Origin of the sequence: Mucilaginibacter sp. (assembly GCF_025359345.1) — a bacterium.
In the GTDB taxonomy this organism is placed as follows: Bacteria; Bacteroidota; Bacteroidia; order Sphingobacteriales; family Sphingobacteriaceae; genus Mucilaginibacter.
Genome location: NZ_JANYGQ010000027.1, coordinates 1 through 20,626, shown reverse-complemented (window position 1 = coordinate 20,626; position 20,626 = coordinate 1). Strand labels below are relative to the sequence as shown.

The 20,626-nt window shown below is 44.5% G+C and carries 11 protein-coding genes; 3 read left to right on the top strand and 8 right to left on the bottom strand.

The genetic code is table 11. The features are described from left to right. The first annotated feature begins 29 nt into the window (after positions 1 to 29). From Q0R52_RS18275 to Q0R52_RS18265, 3 genes are all read left to right on the top strand, one after another. Complete coding sequence (locus Q0R52_RS18275) at positions 30 to 1,616, top strand: hypothetical protein (RefSeq protein WP_295796818.1); 1,587 nt, start codon at positions 30 to 32, stop codon at positions 1,614 to 1,616. A gap of 422 nt (positions 1,617 to 2,038) precedes the next feature. Beyond that, positions 2,039 to 5,305 (top strand): LodA/GoxA family CTQ-dependent oxidase, encoded by a 3,267-nt coding sequence (locus Q0R52_RS18270; RefSeq protein WP_295796815.1) that lies wholly within the window; start codon positions 2,039 to 2,041, stop codon positions 5,303 to 5,305. 24 nt (positions 5,306 to 5,329) lie between these two features. Further along, positions 5,330 to 6,481: an NAD(P)/FAD-dependent oxidoreductase gene (locus tag Q0R52_RS18265; protein ID WP_295796813.1), complete on the top strand. Its 1,152-nt coding sequence runs from the start codon at positions 5,330 to 5,332 to the stop codon at positions 6,479 to 6,481. Positions 6,482 to 6,767: 286 nt separating this feature from the next. Here the strand turns inward: Q0R52_RS18265 and Q0R52_RS18260 are convergent, their stop codons facing one another. From Q0R52_RS18260 to katG, 8 genes are all read right to left on the bottom strand, one after another. Continuing rightward, the gene (locus Q0R52_RS18260) at positions 6,768 to 7,943 is read right to left on the bottom strand and encodes a hypothetical protein (RefSeq protein ID WP_295796812.1); all 1,176 of its coding nucleotides are present in this window, start codon (positions 7,941 to 7,943) and stop codon (positions 6,768 to 6,770) included. Between the two features lie 169 nt (positions 7,944 to 8,112). After that, positions 8,113 to 9,756 (bottom strand): SusD/RagB family nutrient-binding outer membrane lipoprotein, encoded by a 1,644-nt coding sequence (locus tag Q0R52_RS18255; RefSeq protein ID WP_295796810.1) that lies wholly within the window; start codon positions 9,754 to 9,756, stop codon positions 8,113 to 8,115. Between the two features lie 36 nt (positions 9,757 to 9,792). Continuing rightward, a complete protein-coding gene (locus Q0R52_RS18250; RefSeq protein WP_295796809.1) occupies positions 9,793 to 13,416 on the bottom strand; it encodes a SusC/RagA family TonB-linked outer membrane protein in 3,624 nt (1,207 codons plus the stop codon). 210 nt (positions 13,417 to 13,626) lie between these two features. Further along, positions 13,627 to 14,778, bottom strand: a complete 1,152-nt coding sequence (locus Q0R52_RS18245) for a FecR family protein (RefSeq protein ID WP_295796807.1) — start codon at positions 14,776 to 14,778, stop codon at positions 13,627 to 13,629. A 318-nt stretch (positions 14,779 to 15,096) separates the two neighbouring features. After that, entirely contained in the window at positions 15,097 to 15,669 is a 573-nt protein-coding gene (locus Q0R52_RS18240) for a sigma-70 family RNA polymerase sigma factor (protein ID WP_295796805.1), read from the bottom strand. 489 nt (positions 15,670 to 16,158) lie between these two features. Beyond that, on the bottom strand, positions 16,159 to 17,070 hold the full coding sequence (locus Q0R52_RS18235) for an AraC family transcriptional regulator (RefSeq protein ID WP_295796803.1): 912 nt from the start codon (positions 17,068 to 17,070) through the stop codon (positions 16,159 to 16,161). A 293-nt stretch (positions 17,071 to 17,363) separates the two neighbouring features. Beyond that, positions 17,364 to 18,185, bottom strand: a complete 822-nt coding sequence (locus Q0R52_RS18230) for an alpha/beta hydrolase (RefSeq protein ID WP_295796801.1) — start codon at positions 18,183 to 18,185, stop codon at positions 17,364 to 17,366. A 363-nt stretch (positions 18,186 to 18,548) separates the two neighbouring features. Next, the coding region (katG, locus tag Q0R52_RS18225) for a catalase/peroxidase HPI (RefSeq protein ID WP_295796799.1) at positions 18,549 to 20,626 on the bottom strand (2,078 nt) is incomplete at its 5' end.

The window sequence follows — 20,626 nt, the reverse complement described above, 5'->3', positions numbered from 1 at the left end:
GCACGACAATGTTTATCTTCATTGCTGCTATGAAACGTTACCTTATCGTCCTGATCTGTTTTTGTATCCTGTTTAACAGGGTTTGCGGGCAGTCGCGCAAGGCAATTATCGACAGCCTTGTTAAATATGGTGTTATGTCCGCCAACCAGCGACCTGCGCTCCAAAAAGCATTCAAATATTCTGGCCACGCTTCTGATCGTGTTGCAATCCTCAGGGGATTGGAAAGCATTATGATACAAAAGACGTTTCATATAAATCCGCGTAGGACCGGTATAATGTATTCCTATAGTGAAAGTAATCTCACGAAAAAAAACCAGGATAGCGTCAACACATCGCTCCGCCACTTACTCGAGAAAATCAAAAAGGCTGGGTTGCTTACAGACCGGGTTTATGCTTACACGTTAAAAGGCATCGATAGTGGCCGGTACGTGGCTGAAATGCAGTTGATCGGTACGCTGACAGAAATGAGTGCCCGCCTGGAATGGCTGGCGCCCGACAAATTGTTGCCGGTTGCCGAAGATTTGCACAAAAATGGCATCATTGCTGATTCGTCTTTTACGCGATTGAAGAACGACATCAAAAATGGCAAAATAGAGTCGGCATTGCAGTTGAATAACTATTGCAAATTGGACCGGGTGTTTGATCCGTCAAAATATCCTGACGACCCGGACGTTTGGCTGGAGCAAATGCACCGCGACATCGCATCAATAGTACCCGGCCTTAATTTTACTAATTTTAGCTATACCACAATTCCGGACACCTCATTTTCCATACCCGGAGTCCGGTTGAAAGTCAGTTTAGTTTGCAACGGGCGAACTTATAAACACACAAGCCTCCCAATTAATACATTCAAAAACAAGCAGGCAAAAATCAGCCCTAAGGACATTTTCATAGCAGACTTTTACCGTATCTTTAATAAAATCTTAACCGATCAGCAATCACCACTCCGACTGCACAGTGTCATGTTTAGCGCCGGCAGCAACCCTGGCGACGATTTTCACCACTTCGCCCTTATCGCCCTAAGCGGAGAACAAGCTGAAATATTCATGAAGGAGCCTGTTTTGTCTTACATGTTTGTAAGCATGGACAGCCATGATACCACGCTAACATCGGCAAAGGTAGATAGTACCATAACCCAATGGCGAAAGATTGGCCTTTTTGCACATCTTTCAGACGAGCAAATCAGCAAAGCAATTGATAATGCTGAGGCTGATGATCTATATTCGATCGATGAATTGCTGGTCAATTTTCCGGGAGTAGTTTATCCTTTATATTCCTCTTTTATGAATCCGCGTCACCCTTATGTTAATTTACTAAACCACCTGGCCCAAATTACGCATGGCGCATTTGCTCCAACAAAAATCAGCCAAAGAAAAATCAACGGCACGGTAAAATTGCAATATCTATCTAAGGGTAAAATTCATTCGCATATATTCCACTCTGCAAACGGATGGTTTGATCCCGGTTTTCCGGCATTCATGAAAAATTTAGGCGATGAAAATAGTTTACCGGGAAAGTTCTACCAACTTCGATACTCGAACGATGTAATTTACCTTACAAAACAGCAGCATGATTACGCGGTAAACCATAACTTGTTGGATTTGGCGCAACAGTAAATTAAAATGCGACCTTTTTGAATCGCCGCCGTCTATGCGAATGCAGGCCGTCGCATGTACGTTCCATCCCGCGAAATTCTTAGTCGAAGTCCTAAGATTTTTTTGAGAGGATTTAATTTGCAGCATTGTTCTTGTCAATAATTTTTCTACATTTATAAAGTAAAATCTAAACCTTAAAAATCACATAAATCACAAATTTCGCGCATTTTATTTCTTATAAATATCATCTCAGGCTGGTGTAATTTTTATGCTCCTGTATGATAAATTAAGTTCTAAACGGCCGGAAGTTGTCTTTTAAAACAAGACCATGATTTACATTTTTAATAACCCCGGCTGGCATTAAACAGGCGATCCGCGTGCATATATTTTTGACTGAAAACCTTGTACACAAATTATAAACCCTAAACTAAATAAGCAATCACATGACTGAAAAATCAAACAACCCCAAAAAGACCAGTACGCCGGACGCCGGTGCATCAGACAAGCATAAAGTTAAAGCTGCAAACAGCGGATCCACGGCAAATGATGTTACCTGTTGGGACAGCGATGGTGATATAAAAATTGTTACCCAGCGCCTCAAAGAGATGTTTGTTGAAATGGGGCAAAAAACAAAAATCGAAAATGGGCAAAAGCCTGCTGAACGGGCGGTTTTCCGTAAGCAACATGGCATCGCTTACGGCACGTTCAGGATAAAAAAAGATATAAGGCCCGAATTTAAGGTTGGAATTTTTGCCGGTGACGCTTACGAATGTGCCGTACGTTTTTCGAGTGATACCACCCCAACATCGCCCGACTTGCACTCCACACTGGGACTCGGCCTAAAATTATTTGGTGTTGAAGGCCCCAAATTATTCGGCGATGGCACTAACGCAGATTTTATCTTCCAAAACATCGACCGCTTTTTTGCCCGCGACGCGCAGCAGATGTGCAGCTTTACAACCGCCGGCGTAATTGACCACGACTACGATTCTTACATCAATAAGCATCCGAAACTCTCGAATATTCTAAACGCGATGACAAAAGTTGAAGCGAGTTGTTTAAGCGCAGGCTATTGGGCAATTCTTCCTTTTAAATTGGGTGAGGAAAATATTGTTAAATACCGCCTGGTTCCGGAAGATGAGGATCGTGGAACGCCTTTTAATGATAACAATTACCTGGCCCTTGATTTACAACAACGGCTGCGCAGCAAGGCTGCAAGGTTTCGATTTGAGATACAACTGCGCACAAATGATGCAACCATGCCCCTTAATGATGCCCAGGATGTATGGAGCGTGGAAGAAAGCCCTTATATATGTATTGCCGAACTGGAATTCCCAAAACAGGATATCTGTGCCATAGGGCAGGCTGAATTTGGAAGTATCCTGGCGTTTAATATCTGGAGGACATTGCCTCAGCATGAACCGCTTGGGTCGATTGCCCAAACCCGTAAAGAAGTTTATGCTGCAAGCTCTGAAGCTCGCCACCAGGCCAACGGCCAGCAACTACAGGAGCCCCTTATCATTAACGTGCCTTTTGAAGGAAATACAGACGAAAACGGCGACTGCATTGTTACGGCGGGGATATACCCTCCTATCGGGGTGATGCGGGTTGGGAATAGCGATGAAGAATATTTCATCGGCCCCCTTGTTACAGAGCCCGAACAAAAAATGGACGATTATGCTTACAGGGACCAAACAGGGGCCCTAAAGCGCCAGGCAGCCCAGTTTAGGATTTACGGTTTTAATGCGGCAGGAAAAGCAATAAAAGAATTGACTGCCGATAACGCTAAAATTGTTTGGCATGCTCATTTGGCAAACCAAAAGTCATCGTGGTACCAATTTCAAATGGCCCTGGATATTCCGGATGCTGTCACGGCTCCGCCCTCCATGCTGCGGAATATTAATGTTGCCGACAGGAATTCGCTTATTATCGATGGGGGGAACCAGCTAATCGGCCAGCCGAATGTTGATAGCGGGCATCCTTTTGTGGGCAAGTTCCAGGAAGAGACTGTTTATCTCGGGGAGATGCGTACGGATGAAAAGGGACGCCTGGTTATGCTGGGTGGCCACGGGGTATCAAAAAATATAGACGGAGATATCGCTATTACCTTCGCAAATAATGAAGGGTGGTATGACGATATTTCTGATGGCCCCGTTACTGCAGAGGTTGAGTACAATGGCGTTAAGCTTAAGGTCGACCCTGCGTGGGTAATTTGCGCGCCACCTGATTATGCGCCCATGCAGAAATCGGTTCGTACCATGTGGGATTTAATGAGAGATGTAGCGATTAACGCCGGAATGCTTCACAGGCCGGCCCGGCCTTCCTTTACAAAAGATATCCTGCCTATTTTTCAGCGAATGACGAACCTTCAATGGGTTAATGCCGGGTTCGGGGCAGCTTTTGGCTGGGGTGGTCAATTTGATTATACAACGGCAAAATGGATGGTGAAATTAAACGACCCCTCCCCTGCCAATATGGAGATGCGGCGTACGATCTCGAATAACTTCCGTCGGTACGAAGTTTCGGGTGCCGAGGCGCCGCAGCTGTGGCCATGGATGTATGGTGATGCTATCAGTATCCCTTCCATGGGGTCGGTAAGGCAGCATTCAACATTATCCAAATTGCAACTGGAATTTATTGATCAGTGGGTTAAAGGCGACTTTGACGCAGACTTTGTGGACATGACCGGTTGCCCTCATGTTCCGGAACCTGTTACCATTGATAAATTACCTGTAGCCGAGCAACCGGATATGCTTACGAGAGCAGCGATGGAATTTTGCCTGGCAGACGCCTTCCACCCGGGATGTGAAATGACTTGGCCGATGCGGACTGCCGGTATGTATATGTCGGCCTTCCGGCTTAAACATGCCCCGAAAACACCGCCTGTAAATTCGTCTTATTACGGGCTGGTTATGAACAGCGATGTGTTTACTTTGGCAAAGGGCCCTTTACTGGGCGGACAAGTTGCCGGTGGCATTACACGATGGATGGCCATTCCGTGGCAAACGGATACGGCGAGTTGCCGGGACGGGTATACGTCTGCCTACGATCCGTACCTGCCAACATTCTGGCCGGCCAGGGTACCTAATAATATCTTAAGTGAAGAACGTTACAAAGAATCAATAGACCCCGCCTTATCGGAAGAAACCCGTAAACAGGCATTTGCCTACCGTAAAGAATGGCTTGATGATTTGCCGCTGGACGGGGAAGACCCTAATTACACGAACCAGATTAACAGTATGGTGAAGTACTTTGACAAACTTGCCGTGGTTCAACCCCGTCCGGGGGTGCCCAACGATCCGAACTTTCCGCCAAAAATGCAGGTGGGTATAACACCAAATGCAAAACAGGAAGCTGCATTGCTTACTGCGGCGCTGAAAGAACTGGAAGGTATATTAAACAGTAAAGAATCGCTTGGCAAAAACTTACAGCATCTTTTGCATACAGCAGTTAGCGATCTATCGCATAAGGACTTGCTGAACGAACAAGACTTAATAATCAGTGCAAAAAGTAACTTAATTTCATTGGTTGAACAGGAACTGAGCGATGATTTCAAGTTGACGCCAACCGTTCAAAAACTGCTGACCTTATTAGGTTCCAAGGCTCCAAAAGCCGCGAAACCTTTAGCCATGAAACATCATGTAGTTACAGGGGCGAATATAGGCGTAACAGAGAAACTAAACCGTTTTTCGAGGTACATACCTAAATAAAAACGGGGCATACCCGTAATTTTTATGAATACCGAAATAAACAACGATGTTGATGTTGTGATTATTGGCGGGGGTGTGGCTGGCTGTATTGCCGCTATCGCCCTCGCCAAATCGTATCACGTGGTGCTGATTGATAAGCTGGACCAGCCTGTTGAGCGAATTGGAGAATGCCTGCCTCCTGCGGCCCGCAGGATCCTCAAACAGCTCGACTTATTGGAAGGTTTGGAAAACGCCATTCTGCCTGGCAGGCAAAGCCCACATCTGAAAAATATCGGGACACGATCTTACTGGGGGAAAGAGCAAGTCCAAATTGCAGACCATTTGCGAAACCCGGATGGCTTTGGCTGGCATTTGGACCGCCGGGCCTTTGAAACCTATCTGCGTAAAGCAGCATTAAACAGGGGCGTAAATTGTGTTTGGCCGGCTAAGTTACATGACGCGCATTATGAAAACCTTCGCTGGCATATCACTGCTGAACCCGTTGGTGAAGCATCAAAATCTAAGGACTACTGTTACAGGGCAAAATTTTTAATTGACGCAAGTGGCCGGCAATCTCATTTTGCGAGAAAATTAGGTATTCAGCGCCAGCACTTCGATAAACTGATCGCTTGTTGGGCCACGTTGCCCGATTTTGAGCAAAATAAAATGAGTACAATTTCAGCGGGCGAACTGGGATGGTGGTATAGCGCGCCTTTACCCAATAACAAGCGGATGCTTGCCCTGCAAACCGATTCGGACTTAATCGACCGCCGGGAAATAAAAAATGTAAGCCAATTTATTAAGCTCGCACAAGCCAATAGCGAAATGGCGAAAATTATTGAAAGGAACCAGGGCGATATTGAATTTCATCAAACCGTTGCTGCCAATTCAACGCGCTTAAACCAGGTTGCGGGGCAACAATGGGCGGCATTGGGCGATGCCGCCATAAGTTTCGACCCGCTATCTTCACAGGGGATGTTTAATGCAATGGCCGGTGCTATGCAACTCGCAGAGATGCTGATCGTGTTCGGGCTGATAGAAACCCCCGGTTCAAAAAACATGGCCCATTTCCAAAATGCTTATACATACCAGATCGACCAAATTTGGAGCCATTATATCAACCACAAAAAAACCTTTTACCGCCAGGAAATGCGTTGGAAAGAGTCGGTTTTTTGGAAGAGGAGGCATGAAGATTAGTATAGCTCGCAAACCCGCCAGTTCCTTACCACCGTTGGCGACATTCCTACGGCAATCTTCAACCAACATGTATCCGTGAAAATGCAAAGTTCGGCATTAAAAACGATGGAATGCTGACACTGTTTTGTCAGCACTTTTTACATTTTTAGTGGTGGGTTTTAACGTAAAAACCAGCATATCGCATTGTAAATGCACTTTTTACCAATAGGTATTGACTATTTGCTGTTCCACCCTGTTCTATATGTTTCACTGTGAACAGCAACGTTTTTTGGCAATTATCCACCCCTCACCCCTGCTTCTCCGGTATCTTAAACCCAAGATAAGTCCCTGCGGTTATACCCTGCATGGTCAGTAACGTCGCCGAAAAGTCGGGCATAGTGAGGGTTGCATAAACAGTGTAAACGAATACAAAGCCCAGCACGGTTGTAAAAACAACCATCTGCAGGCGGTGAAAGCTCACGCCATTCTCGTCGGTAAGTATATCGCTGATAAAATTCTCTTTACCTGTTTTCAGGCCATCTATGAGATTGTTGATATTTGATGTCAGCTGGCAATCCAGGAAATTATTGTACCCGATCATTGCCTCTACCCCCGCAGCGGGCAGCGCTGCTTTCAACAAATCCGTCGCTTGCCTTAAGTCGGCCTGCTGTGCCTGTAAATCCTGTATGTGTTTTATTGTCTTATCCGCCTTGTTATTGTTAATGCCTACAGCACCCAGCCCGGTACCAGCGCCAATGCCAATCAGCACCAGGGTTCCGGAGGTTATCAGCTCATAATTGTCGGTTATCAGCCAGATAAAAATATAGGAGGCTAACACGATGGAAAACCAAAAGGCCATCTGCACCTTCCCAAGGCTGTAAGGTGCATTGCCGGCAGATAAGCCCGGAATGCCCAGCGGGGTAAGGTCCGCAGGGGTATCGCGCAACATGGGTGTCGCGGTTGCAAATCTTAACAGCACCCCAAAATAGATGAGTATTACAGCCAGGCATGTCCAAAACCAACCCCGGTCGATGCGTACAAACTGGAAAGAATCGATTTTGGTTGCCTGCGCGCTTTGCCCGGTAAGGCCTATACTGATACTCAATGGCAGCCTGAAAAACTGGCCGCCGATCGCAGGATAACCGAGCAACATGTTCCATGTTTTATTGTTCAAATCGGTGCGCTTAAGCAAGAACTTAAGCTCGGCGCCATCGCCGTGCAAATACCAGCCGACAGGCACCGAGCCTTCTATCTCGATGCTATTGATAAACAGCCTCACTTGTTTTACACCATTTTGCGTGGCTAACAGCCCGTTTACATGCGCAATGCTTACAACAAGGATATCGCTTATTGCTGCGGATTTTTCTTTTTTGTTGCCATCAAGGTAAACATCAATTACGGTATCAGGTTTTATTGCGGACGTTTCTGCCAGCAAATTTAAACTGAATAACGCCAGGAGCAGGATAAGGATTGGTTTTTTCACGACAAGGTTTATTTGAAATAAATTTAGCTAAATTGTTTTAAAAAACAACCGCCTAATCACTTAACCCGCCCACAAAAAAACCAGCCGGGGAAATTTCCCGGGCTGGTTTTTTTATTTAATTAATTCTTAAAAAATTGACAGACAAAAATGTCAATCTATTACGGGTTTCTTATTTCGCTATCCATACTTTGGTGCTGATTAGGTCGCCGCCGCTCGTTGCTGCCTGCCAGTTAGCAAAATTATAGGTTTGCTCAGTGCTGGGGTACTGGTAGCGGTTATAGCTGCCATAGGTAGTCGTATATCCCGCAGCGTTATTAGGATCAGCAGGTGTTTGGCCGGTCCTTTTCATCAGCGTCCATGCTTCCCATGGCTGGCGGAACATATCGATCCACTCCTGCGCATAAATTTGTTTTAGCGCGTGGGCACTGCTGCCCGCATCAAAAGCAACTACCGGATTGGCTAAAAAGGCACTCATAGCTGCATCGCTTGGTTGGCTGGTAGCCCATGGATGTGCACCGATCGACGCAATACTTGCATTGTTATGAGTAGCATAGATAGCCTTATCTGTCCAGAACGTTACTGATGACTTGATGCCGGCAATATATTCGTTCATAGCCGTCCCCACATTAACGGTTGTGCCTATGCCCCGTAAATAAGCTTCTGCCTTCATGAAATGCACTTCTGAAGTTGTCATAAACAACTCCGGCATAGTTACATCCCTGGCCCAAAAATAATTAAAGTTTGCATACAGGTTGGTTGTACCATTATCTTTATCCAACCAGTCATTATCCCTTGTTGAATTATACGGCGATCCAAATTCGTGCGGCGTTGAAGTTGTTGGATTTTGTGGAAACGGGTTCCATTCCCCGGCATTATTTGGCTCAAAAAATATGCTGCATCTTGGGTCAAATATACCGCTGCCATCGGTAGCATTGGTACTGCTCATCAATTGCCACATGGTAGTGCCCATGCGCAGGCGGCATTCGGTGCCAAAAGAATATTGCCTGGCCTCCAGGTTCATATTAGGCACATTGGTACCCGGATAGAAACCCACATTGATGTTATCTGCATCCAACAAAGGTTTGTTTAACGCCTCGGTAATCTGCGGTGCGGCATCTGCCTGGTCCTTATCATACATGGTGAGCGCCACACGCAGGCGGAGTGAATTAGCAAATTCAATCCACTGGCTTATATTATTCTGCAGCAATACATCGCCACTTCCCATAGAATATTGGTTAGCATCTGTAGCGCTTAAATGATCAACAGCCCACTTAAGATCGGCCAGGCAGGAAAGGTATACTGCTTGCTGGCTATCATATTTAGGTGTTAGCACCCCTTTGTTGGTCGGGCTGTAGTAAAGCGCCTTGCCAGCTTCCGAATATGGCATAGCACCGTACATATTTGACAGTTTAACGGCCTGGTATGCCTTTAATACTTTTGCCATTGCTGTTACATTAGTGTAAATAGCAGGGTCTTTACTGGCAGCAATTACCCCCATCAGGGAATTGTAGTTAGACAGGTTATTGTAAAACGAATTCCAGTTTTCGCTCCCGTCTGTGCCATATACATAATCGGCCTTGGTATACACCACGCCCTGCTGGGTAATAGGATATACCCAGCTGTTGTAGCTAACCTGGGGGTCGCCCAGTTGCAGGTTCGATTCAAAGCCGGTAAATAACTGCTGCACATTGGCTATAGGTGAGCCAAATGGCGGCGTATTGATGGTATCAAATTTTTTGGTACAGGAGCTAACTGCAACAAGCATCATGATAAAACCCATCCCTTTCAATATAATATTTCTTTTACGATTCATATCAATTATTATTAAGTTGATAAGTAAATTCTTTTATTAAAAATTAGATTTTATGGAGAAAGCGAAAGACCTTACACCTGGCAATTGGTTCCATTGGATACCCTGCATATTGCCGGTACCGGTCAAGCTTTCCGGGTTCAAGTTATCAGGCAACTTGGTGAAGATGTAAAACAAATCACGGCCTATTAATGACAGCGTTAAGCCCTGCAATATTTTGGTGTGTTTGATGACGCTTTCAGGCACCCTGTAGGAAAGGTTCACCTCCCGCATTTTCGCCCAGCTGTTGGTAAATATACCATTGCTCCTTACCATAGGTATGTTGCTCCACGACTGATAATTACCGGCATATTTCCACCATGAATTTACAACAGCGGTGTTGGCTTGGCCGTTAGGGGTAACACCTTGCAGTATCACACCGTTATTCCCTTTGGTTCCATCGGGATAAGTGATTGGTAATCCGCCGCCGTTACGCTCCACAAGAGTTTCGGGCGCCTGGCCCTGGCCCATAAACGAGGAATAATCAGCCGACCATATCTGTCCCCCAATTTTGAAATCGGCAAGCACATACAGGCTGAAGTTTTTGTATTGAAATGTGTTGGATAAACCACCGGTAAGTGTAGGCGTTGCATTGCCTATTTTTACATAGTTGGGCGTAGTCGCATATTGTGCACCAATTACAGGGCCGTTACCAGTATTGGTCCCATCACCATAAATCAAATTAACTACTTTCTGGCCATTTAAATATTTATAATCGTAACCATAAATGGTACCATATTGATCGCCTACGTGTGCATTCATATTAACGCCATTGCCACCAAACCAGGTACCCAACGGAATCTGGTCGACACCAGGAGAAAGTGAAACCACTTTATTGCTGTTGTGCGCACCGTTTAAGCCAATATCCCAGCTAAAGTTTTTTGAACTTATTGCTTTGGCGTTTATCGTAAACTCAATACCGCGGTTTTGCAGCGAGCCTGTATTAATAGTGATACCTCCTGCACCCGAAGAATTGGCAACATTGATCGGCAATATCTGGTTATAAGAGCTGATATTATAATAGCTAACGTTTAAGTCTATCCTGTTATCAAAAAACCCAAGCTCTGCCCCAACCTCGACTGATTTGGACGTTTGCGGTGCCACCGGCGTTGGCAAAATGCCAGGAACGGTGAGGGTAGATTGCCCACCAAATGTGGATTGATTATAGTTAAAAACGGTTTGATAAGGTACTGTGCCATTGGCGCTTGATGCATCAGCAATACGTATCTTTCCAAAACTTAACCAGTTTTTTACAGCATCCATTTTAAATGCATCGGTAAATACAAAACTCAAGCTGGCCGACGGGTACGAAAAAGACCTGTTTGAGGCAGGCAACGTAGAGGACCAATCGTTTCTTTCAGTAACTTCTAAAAACAAGTATTTTTTATAGGATAGGTTCAGGAGACCATATACTGAATTGATCTCGCTTTCAAGCCTGTTTTCAGTTGGCTTATAAACATTTGAGCCCGTATAGTTAGACAGGTTATAAAGGAAAGGTACGGCAAACGGGCCATTATTATATGCAGATAGATCATACATCTGGTTGTGATAATTACTGGCGCCTACGCTTATGCTGCCGTCAATATCTTTAAACAGATCTTTCTTATGTGCAGTTAACAACGCATCCGTATTTACCGTTTTTACATTTGATAAATCATTGGAGTACTTGCCATTTAATCCTGTTACATCGGTTGGGGTATTTTTGGTTTCAAACTGGTTGGTGTAATAATTAATACCAGTGTGCGCTGTAGCATTTAACCAGGGAAGGATGTCAGCAATTAATCTCACCGAACCTATCAATTGATTTTGGGTAAATGTGGTATTGTTTTCAAGTGTGTTCCACCAGTAGTTTTGTACACCCTGGCTTGGGTAAGGTGCATTATTAAGCACCAGCTGGTTTTGTGACCCATCCGGGTTAAAGGTTAAACCTCTTTCCAGTGGCTTGTAATCAGCAGGCAATCCGTAAGTGGTAATATATCCCACACCATTCGGCTCACCGTAAATATTGGGGGCATTTAACCGGCTTACATTTGTATAGCTTACCGTTGCCTCTACTTTTACCTTGTTACTTACATTAATAGATGATCCGATGTTAAATGCATTTTGAGCTGAATTGCTGTTATAAGTTATCGCATCATTGTCAGTACGCGTGTAAGAAACGCGCAGCGTACCTATATCACCACCACCCGAAAAAGACAAATTGTGTGTTCTTGTTTGGCCTGTTTTATAATAACTTTTAAAAATGTTGGAATTACCGGTATAAGGTCTTGTAACACCATCCCACCAAACCAATGGCTGGCCCGACATTTTAGGGCCCCATGAAGCGCCATCGCCCGGGAAGCCGATATAATTATAAAAAGCACCGCCGCCAGGAATATTACCATAGTCAGAGCCGTACTGGTCGTTTTCGTTAAACTGCCGGTTGTTGCCATTAGCGTCTTTCAAAAACGGAGCATCGGCCGAATATAAGGCCTGCGTCATACCGCTGCCATATTCGTCCTGCAGTTTTACAAAACGGTACGGATCGTTCCAGCGGTCGGTAAAGTTATAGGATAGCCCAAGGCCTTTTTGCTTGGAACCTTTTTTGGTGGTAATCAAGATTACACCGTTAGCACCTCTTGCACCGTATAATGCCGCAGCAGTAGGCCCTTTCAACACGTTAACACTTTCCAAATCGTTTGGATTAACCGTGTTCAAAAAGGAACCATAATCTACCGGTTGGCTTTGACTAACGTCATTACGCCGTCCCAACAGGTTTTCTGTACTCATATTGACACCACCGGGCAAAATAGTTTCGTTGTCAATCATTACCCCGTCTACCACAATCAACGGCTGGTTGTTGCCCAATAAATTGTTATTACCACGGATAATTATACGGCTGGAACTGCCTTCTACGCCATTGGGTACCGAAATATTCAGGCCCGAAACTTTTCCGATAAGCCCGCCGGAAATATTTGGCGGATCGGCCTTGATGATATCTGCTCCGGAAACTTTTTGATCCGAATATCCTAATGACCTGGCTTCGCGTTTGATGCCAAGTGCAGTTACTACCACTTCACTCAATCCATCTGAAGGTGTAAGCGTAATAGTTAATGATGTATTGCCGGCAAGGGTTACTTCTTTGGTTTTATAGCCAATGTAGCTTACAACCAAAACACTATTATCCTGTGCGTCGATATTAAATACACCTTTTACATCAGTAACGGTCCCTGCATTTGTCCCTTTTACTTTTACCGATGCCCCGGGTAAGGGCATACCTTTTTCGTCAACCACCGTCCCGGTGATTTTTGCCGGCGCCACCTGCTCCGTGACAGCAACAAGACTATTGACCTGCTTTGCCTTAATCACAATTGTGTTTTGAACAATTGCATAGGTTAACGGTAGGTTTTTAAGGCACAAGGTTAAGGCTTGGTCTAGCGTAGCATTTTTTACGTCCAGGGAAATTTTGGGCGACTTTTTGATCAGTTCGGTGTTATACCAAAAAGTATAGCCACTTTGTTTCTCAATTTGATTGAGGACTTTCTCGAGCTTCGTGTTTTTCTCGGCTATCGTTATGTTCTGGCCGAAAGTACTTGCACTTAGATGAAGACACGCTGCAATAATTAGGGTAATAGTTAGTTTCATAACCAACATGAGCTTTTTAAGCCGTGGGTAGTTACACCGCAACGGATAAATAGTAGAAATTTCCATACATTTGTTTGGTTTTGGGTTAGATAATGAGTAGCAAAATATCATTTAAATTTCCCAGCCGGACTGCCGGAAGTGCTCGAACACTTTCGGCTTTTTTGCTGGCAAAAGCTATCGGACCTGGCCGCTAGCTTTATGTTTTACCAGTTATGATTTTACGGTAATCTTCCTCCCTTCTATAGTAAAATTAATTCCGCTCAATTCAAGTATTTTTAGCACCTGCGACACATTTGAATTGCGCGATATTTTTCCGTGATAGGTGTTTGCAGGTATAGTTCCTTTAAATTCAACATCAATATTATACCACCGGGCAATCTGCCGCATAATAGTTTGAATGTCGGCCTCGTTAAACTGAAATACGCCATTCTTCCAGGCCACTATTTCGTCGGTATCCAAATCTTTGTCTATCAAAAATAACCCGTTTTTGGCAAGGGCCGATTGCTGGCCAGGACTGATCATTACATTCGCGGTAGCCGAAGAAACTTTAACACTGCCTTCCAGCAGGGTGGTTTTAACGGCCTTTTCGTCGCTGTAGGCATTTACGTTAAAATGTGTGCCTAATACCTGCACAGTCTGCGTGGCTGTTTTTACATTAAACGGCTGATTCTTATTTTTAGCTACTTCAAAATAGGCTTCACCGGTCAGTTCGACACTTCTGTCTTTACCGGTAAATGAAGTTGGGTATCTTAAGGACGAGGCTGCATTTAACCAAACTTTTGTTCCATCGGCAAGTACCAGTTGATATTGCCCACCATAAGGGGTAGTGATGGTATTATAAGCGGCCTGGCTTTTACTCCCGGCCGTTGCTTTGTACGAAAGCGTACTGTCCTGTTTAACTATCTGTATACCAGCCTGTGTTGCAAGGGCGCCATTCTTACTATTATTTAATACCAGTTTTGATCCGTCTGCAAGTGTTAAAATTGCCTTATTGCCACCGGGGGCTATGTCGTTCTTGTATATCTTATTATTTACGATCTGCTGCGGGCGCCCGGGATAATGATTATATAATAAATACAACCCAACAGACGCAAAAACCAATATTGCAGCGGCACGTGTTAAAGTCCGTTTATAAAATGGGATTGATTGCCTGGCGTTTGCTGCAATACGATAGGCGATGCCTTCTTTCAAAGACTCTTCCAGCCTTACTATTTCCGGTTCGGTTAGTTGGCTGGTTGCTTCCTCTTCATTGGCAAAGAGCTCATAATATTGCTCAAGCAATTCAATTTCAGCAGGCGAAGCCGTTCCGTTCAGAAACTTCTTTTTTAATTTCAGGAATTCTTTTGTCAGTTGTGAAGACATAGTTTATCAACTCTATACAATACAGTATATAAATACCGGAAAATATCCCAAGCCCAAAAAAATATTACCAAACTGTTAAGTTAACTTTAATATAAAGTCGTTTTAAACAAACAAGGGGCCGCATAAGCAGCCCCTCGTGTTAATCAATCAACTAAACCTGCAATATATCTCACGTATTACAGTGCAAAACTTAAATTTTAGTGTCATATGCATTGATAGCATACAATATTGAAAACACTAACTATATATAACAGTATATAAAACCGGTACAATATCCCATGTCCGAAAAACTTTTTTTAATTAGTAAGGGGAGATACCTTACCGGGCAAATAAAAACAATAGTACCAATAGTAATTTACTTAAGGTTGACCGCAGGCTATGCAAGGAAGTTGTATACTGATTTTGAACAGTTTTTTGAGAGATATTTAATACTTCGCCAATTTCTTTTGTCGACTTGTCTTCGATAAATTTTAACCGGAAAACTTCCCGTCTTTTTTCAGGCTGCATACTCATCCATTCGTTTATACAATCTTTCAATTCCCGAACTTCATAAACAGAGTCGGCAAAAAGGGACGGATGGTTCAAATATTCTAACGGACACTCAAAAAATGGCTGATTATTATTCTTTTTATACAGCATAAATACCTGGTAGCGCGTTGCACTAACCAGATAGGCCGCTAAGTTTTCAATATTCCTGCCCGCTCTTTTTATCCAAAGGTCGGCAAAAACATCTTGTACAACATCTTCGGCTAATTCAGCATCCTTTAAACGCTTATACGATTCGTTGTAAATTTTCTTCCAAAAACGCTTATAAATCTCGTTAAATGCCCCTTCGTCGCCTTCGTGAAGAAGGTCGGCCAACTGAGTATCGGTGAGAGTTTTATAACACATTAGGTCCGGAAATTGGTTTGCTAAAGCTATGCAAAAATTTGTTTGTCAACCACAAAAAAAATTCATCTATAAAATTATTTTTTTTATGCTATTTACACTTACCCTATTTTAACCATACCGCAAACATGTCACCCGGGCCTTCCGCGAACCCTTTTATCTTTTTAAATAATGTCGAAGTGCTGCGCTGATATTTTACATATCTAGCTTTAAATGTGCTAATTCCCACAAAAATTTCCTGGAGCCTGTATTTATTTCGCGGCAATTAATATTTTTTATCGTTCAGCTAAAACAATTTTCCAAAAACACATAAAATACACTAAGCTATGGTTTGCCGGGCGAACGTCGATAGAAAAAGACTAGTCGGATGCAGAGCGCTGGTCTTAATTGAGCAGTGTCTTGTTTAACGCGATATAGATGAGAGAAAAAGTATTTTGCAATCATCAACTATATTTGAAGTAGCTTGAGAAGTGTGCCGGGATGCTCAATTTATCAAACCTGTGTTCTGAAACCAACGGGACTAAGGCCATATTGCGATTTAAATGCCCGGCAAAAAGCGCTGGTATCTTCGAAGCCGCACATCCAGGTGACCGAATGAATAGGATTGTTGGTATGTTTCAGCAAACGGGCCGCGTGCTCAAGTTTGATGCGGATAAGATATTGATAGGGGGTAACGTGAAAAACAGCCTTAAACTGCCTTACCAGCTGGGGAACTGATAAACAAGCCGAAGCACCTATAAAATCAAGGCCGGGGTTTTCCATAAACGATGAATGCAGGATATCTTTGGCAATACATAGCCGTTTGTACAACTCCGTTTTTGTACTCGATTTAATTGCCTGCACATGATTTGAACGACTCCTATCTTTATTGTGTACACGCAGCAAATAACGTAACAAAAAAACAAGGGATTCATCCATCATTGCAGCAACGTATCCAAAGTTTTCGAGGGATGCAATAAGGCCCGACAAATGTTGCTGCAATTCCAGGTCGAAATTATTAAGCGTTTGAAAAAACTCGGGCAGTGTTGAGTTGGTAAGGGCATAATTATCCAGCAGCCCACCTTCACTGGTAAGGGTATCCTGAAGCACCGATGCAGCAAATTCATTTTCAAAAAAGACCGAAAAACTTCTCACTTTTTCGTTGCCGGCTATATTACAGGAGTAAGTTTGGTCATCGTTTAAAACAAGAAATTGCCCCGGCCTGATAGCAAGCCGGTTATTGTTTACACCATACCATTCTTCGCCGGTTAATACGGTTTTAAACGACAGGCAACCCACGTGTTTGTCGCAATGTCCATAACTACTGAGCGCATTGAAAATTATGTTATGCTTTTTGAACTTGCTGAAATGCAATTGTTCATCAAAACCCGGTTTGGAATGGTCCGGAATAGCGGTAAAATACATGTTGCGTTCTAAAGCTTTTAATTAATACACCAGGCTTATCTCAAATAAAGATGCAGCTTATTTTATCATGCTACAAATTGCTTCAATGTAAATGGGTTTATTTTCAACTAACAGGCTGTTAGTATCAACGGGCGCAATAAAGCCGGGCCGATAGATTGACCAACTGCTTTTATGTATCCGCTGTTTATAGAAAATACATAACGCCTTGAAATATAATTTTCAAGGCGTTAATTTTTACCCGTTAACAAAAGCGCTTATTACCCTCGTTATCCGGAACGGTAATTTTCTTATTACTATGATTTAATAAAAGCCAAAAGATCTTTATTTATGGTTGCAGCTTCTGTTGTCGGCATTCCATGAGGAAAGCCCGGGTAGGAAATAAGTTTCCCATTCTTCAAAAGCTTCGCTGCTTTTACGCCTGTAAGCGGGAAGGGAACGATCTGGTCATCCTCGCCGTGCATAACCAATACAGGGATATCTACGCTTTTAAGGTCTTCTGTAAAATCGGTTTCCGAAAAAGCCTTAATACAATCATAATGTGCTTTTATAGCGCCCATCATGCCCTGGCGCCACCAGTTATCTCTAATTCCCTGCGATACTTTCGCTCCTTCACGGTTAAATCCATAAAATGGCATGGTAAAATCCTGGAAATATTGCGGGCGGTGCGATGCTGTGCCTTCGCGTATTTCGTCGAATATCGACATTGGGATACCGTCAGGGTTGCTTTCAGTTTTAGCCATTATTGGGGTAACTGCACTAATCAGAACTGCTTTGGCTACGCGGCCCTTTCCATGCTTTGCAACATAACGGATAACTTCACCACCGCCAGTAGAGTGGCCAATGTGCACCGCATCTTTTAAATCGAGCGCATGGGTAAGCTCAGCTACATCAGCTGCGTAGGTATCCATGTCATGTCCCTCGGCCGTTTGACTTGATCTGCCGTGCCCGCGGCGATCATGGGCAATAACCCTGAAACCCTGCGCAAGGAAAAACATCATTTGCGCATCCCAGTCATCGCCAGATAGCGGCCAGCCATGATGAAAAAATAGCGGTTGCCCGGTTCCCCAATCCTTATAATAAATTTCGGTTCCGTCTTTTACTTTGATTGTGCTCATTGGTAGATTTGTTTATGTTAATTAAAAAATAAAGATTCGTTTCGGCTTGTAAATAATGGATTATATAAATCCTTGTTAATCAATACAAATGGTGTTGGACGTTGCCACATGCTGATAGCGCGTGGCCAGGGGTGAGGACCAAAGCCGTTTAAAACCTAAAAATAATAAATAAACCCGGTCTGTAAATCTGCCTTTTAAAATTTAACAATATCGTAACAAAACAAATATCCCGCTGATAGTCGCTAAGTGGTTTTAACGTATCAGGTAATGGAATGGACAGGTCAACTTACACTATCTGCCATATACAAAATAGGTGCCCCGTTGCCAGGCCACCTATTATAATTTTATAAACCGCTGCTTAAATTAAGCAAGGTCAAAGCGGTCAAGGTTCATCACTTTAACCCATGCAGCAACAAAATCGTTTACAAACTGCTCCTGCGAATCGTCGCACGCATAAACCTCGGCCAGGGCGCGAAGCTCGGAGTTTGAACCGAAGATCAGGTCGGCACGGGTGCCTATCCATTTCAGTTCATTTGTCTTACGGTCGTGTCCTTCAAAAAAGTCCTGCGCGTCAGATATTGCGCTCCACTTCGTGTTAAAATCTATCAGATTCGCAAAAAAGTCGTTAGTAAGCGCACCCGGGCGTTTAGTGAATACGCCGTGTTGAGATTGGTTGAAATTTGTACCCAGTACGCGCATACCGCCAACCAGCACCGTCATTTCGGGTGCTGTTAGGGTCAAAAGCTGTGCTTTATCAACCAGCATAGCCTCTGATGCTGCAATATGGTGGTTCTTCAAATAATTGCGGAACCCATCTGCACCCGGTTCCATTACACCGAACGACTCAACATCCGTTTGCTCCTGCGATGCATCTGTACGCCCCGGTGTGAACGGCACGCTCACGTCATGCCCGGCATTCTTTGCAGCTTGTTCAACTCCAGCGGATCCGCCCAAAACAATCAAATCAGCCAGCGATACGCGCTTACCGCCTTGCTGTGCGCTGTTAAATTCATTTTGAATACCTTCAAGTGCTCCTAACACTTTGGCCAGTTGGCCCGGGTTGTTTACTTCCCAATCCCTCTGCGGGTCGAGGCGGATGCGTGCCCCATTTGCGCCGCCGCGTTTATCAGACCCACGGAAGGTTGATGCCGAAGCCCATGCGGTTGACACGAGCTGAGATACCGAAAGTCCCGAGGCCAATATCTTACTTTTCAGTGCAGCTATATCCTGTTCATCAATTAGTTCATGCGTAACTGCCGGGATCGGGTCCTGCCAGATCAGTTCTTCCGCAGGCACTTCCGGACCAAGGTAGCGGGCACGTGGCCCCATATCGCGGTGCGTTAGTTTAAACCATGCGCGGGCAAAAGCATCTGCAAACTGGTCGGGGTTCGCCAGAAAACGACGCGATATCTGTTCGTAAGTAGGATCTACCCGTAAGGCAATATCTGTAGTAAGCATAAACGGTGCGTGGCGCTTTGCCGGGTCGTGAGCATCAGGAACGGTACCTGATCCTGCATTATCCTTCGGTTTCCATTGATTTGCACCGGCAGGGCTCTTCGTTAGTTCCCATTCAAAACCAAATAAGTTTTCAAAATAGTTATTACTCCACTTTGTAGGTGTGGTAGTCCATGCACCTTCTAAGCCACTGGTTATGGTATCGCCTGCATTACCGCTGCCGTAGCTGTTTTTCCAGCCGAGGCCTTGCTCAACTATACCTGCACCTGCGGGTTCTTTGTCAACATATTTACCTGGATCAGCAGCGCCGTGGGTTTTACCAAAACTGTGTCCGCCCGCAATCAGTGCTACGGTTTCTTCGTCGTCCATCGCCATGCGGCCAAACGTTTCGCGGATGTCGCGGGCTGATGCCAGTGGGTCGGGGTTTCCGTTGGGTCCCTCCGGGTTAACGTAAATCAAGCCCATCTGCACAGCAGCAAGTGGGTTTTCCAACTCCCGGTTACTGGTATAACGCTTATCGCCCAGCCATTCCGTTTCAGCACCCCAGTACACATCTTCCGATGGCTCCCAAACATCCGCGCGTCCACCACCAAAACCAAAGGTCTCAAACCCCATCGACTCCAGTGCGCAATTACCCGCAAGTATCATCAAATCGGCCCACGAAAGTTTCTTACCATATTTCTTTTTTATCGGCCAAAGCAGCAGGCGTGCCTTATCGAGGTTCGCATTGTCGGGCCAGCTGTTAAGCGGCGCAAAACGTTGCAGGCCCGCGCCGCCACCACCACGGCCATCTGTAATACGATAAGTACCGGAACTGTGCCATGCCATCCTGATGAACAGGCCGCCGTAATGCCCAAAATCTGCCGGCCACCAATCCTGCGAATCGGTCATAAGGGCATGCAGGTCTGTTTTTACTGCTTCAAGATCAAGGCTATTAAAAGCTTCAGTGTAATTAAAATCGCCGCCCATTGGGTCAGATAAGGATG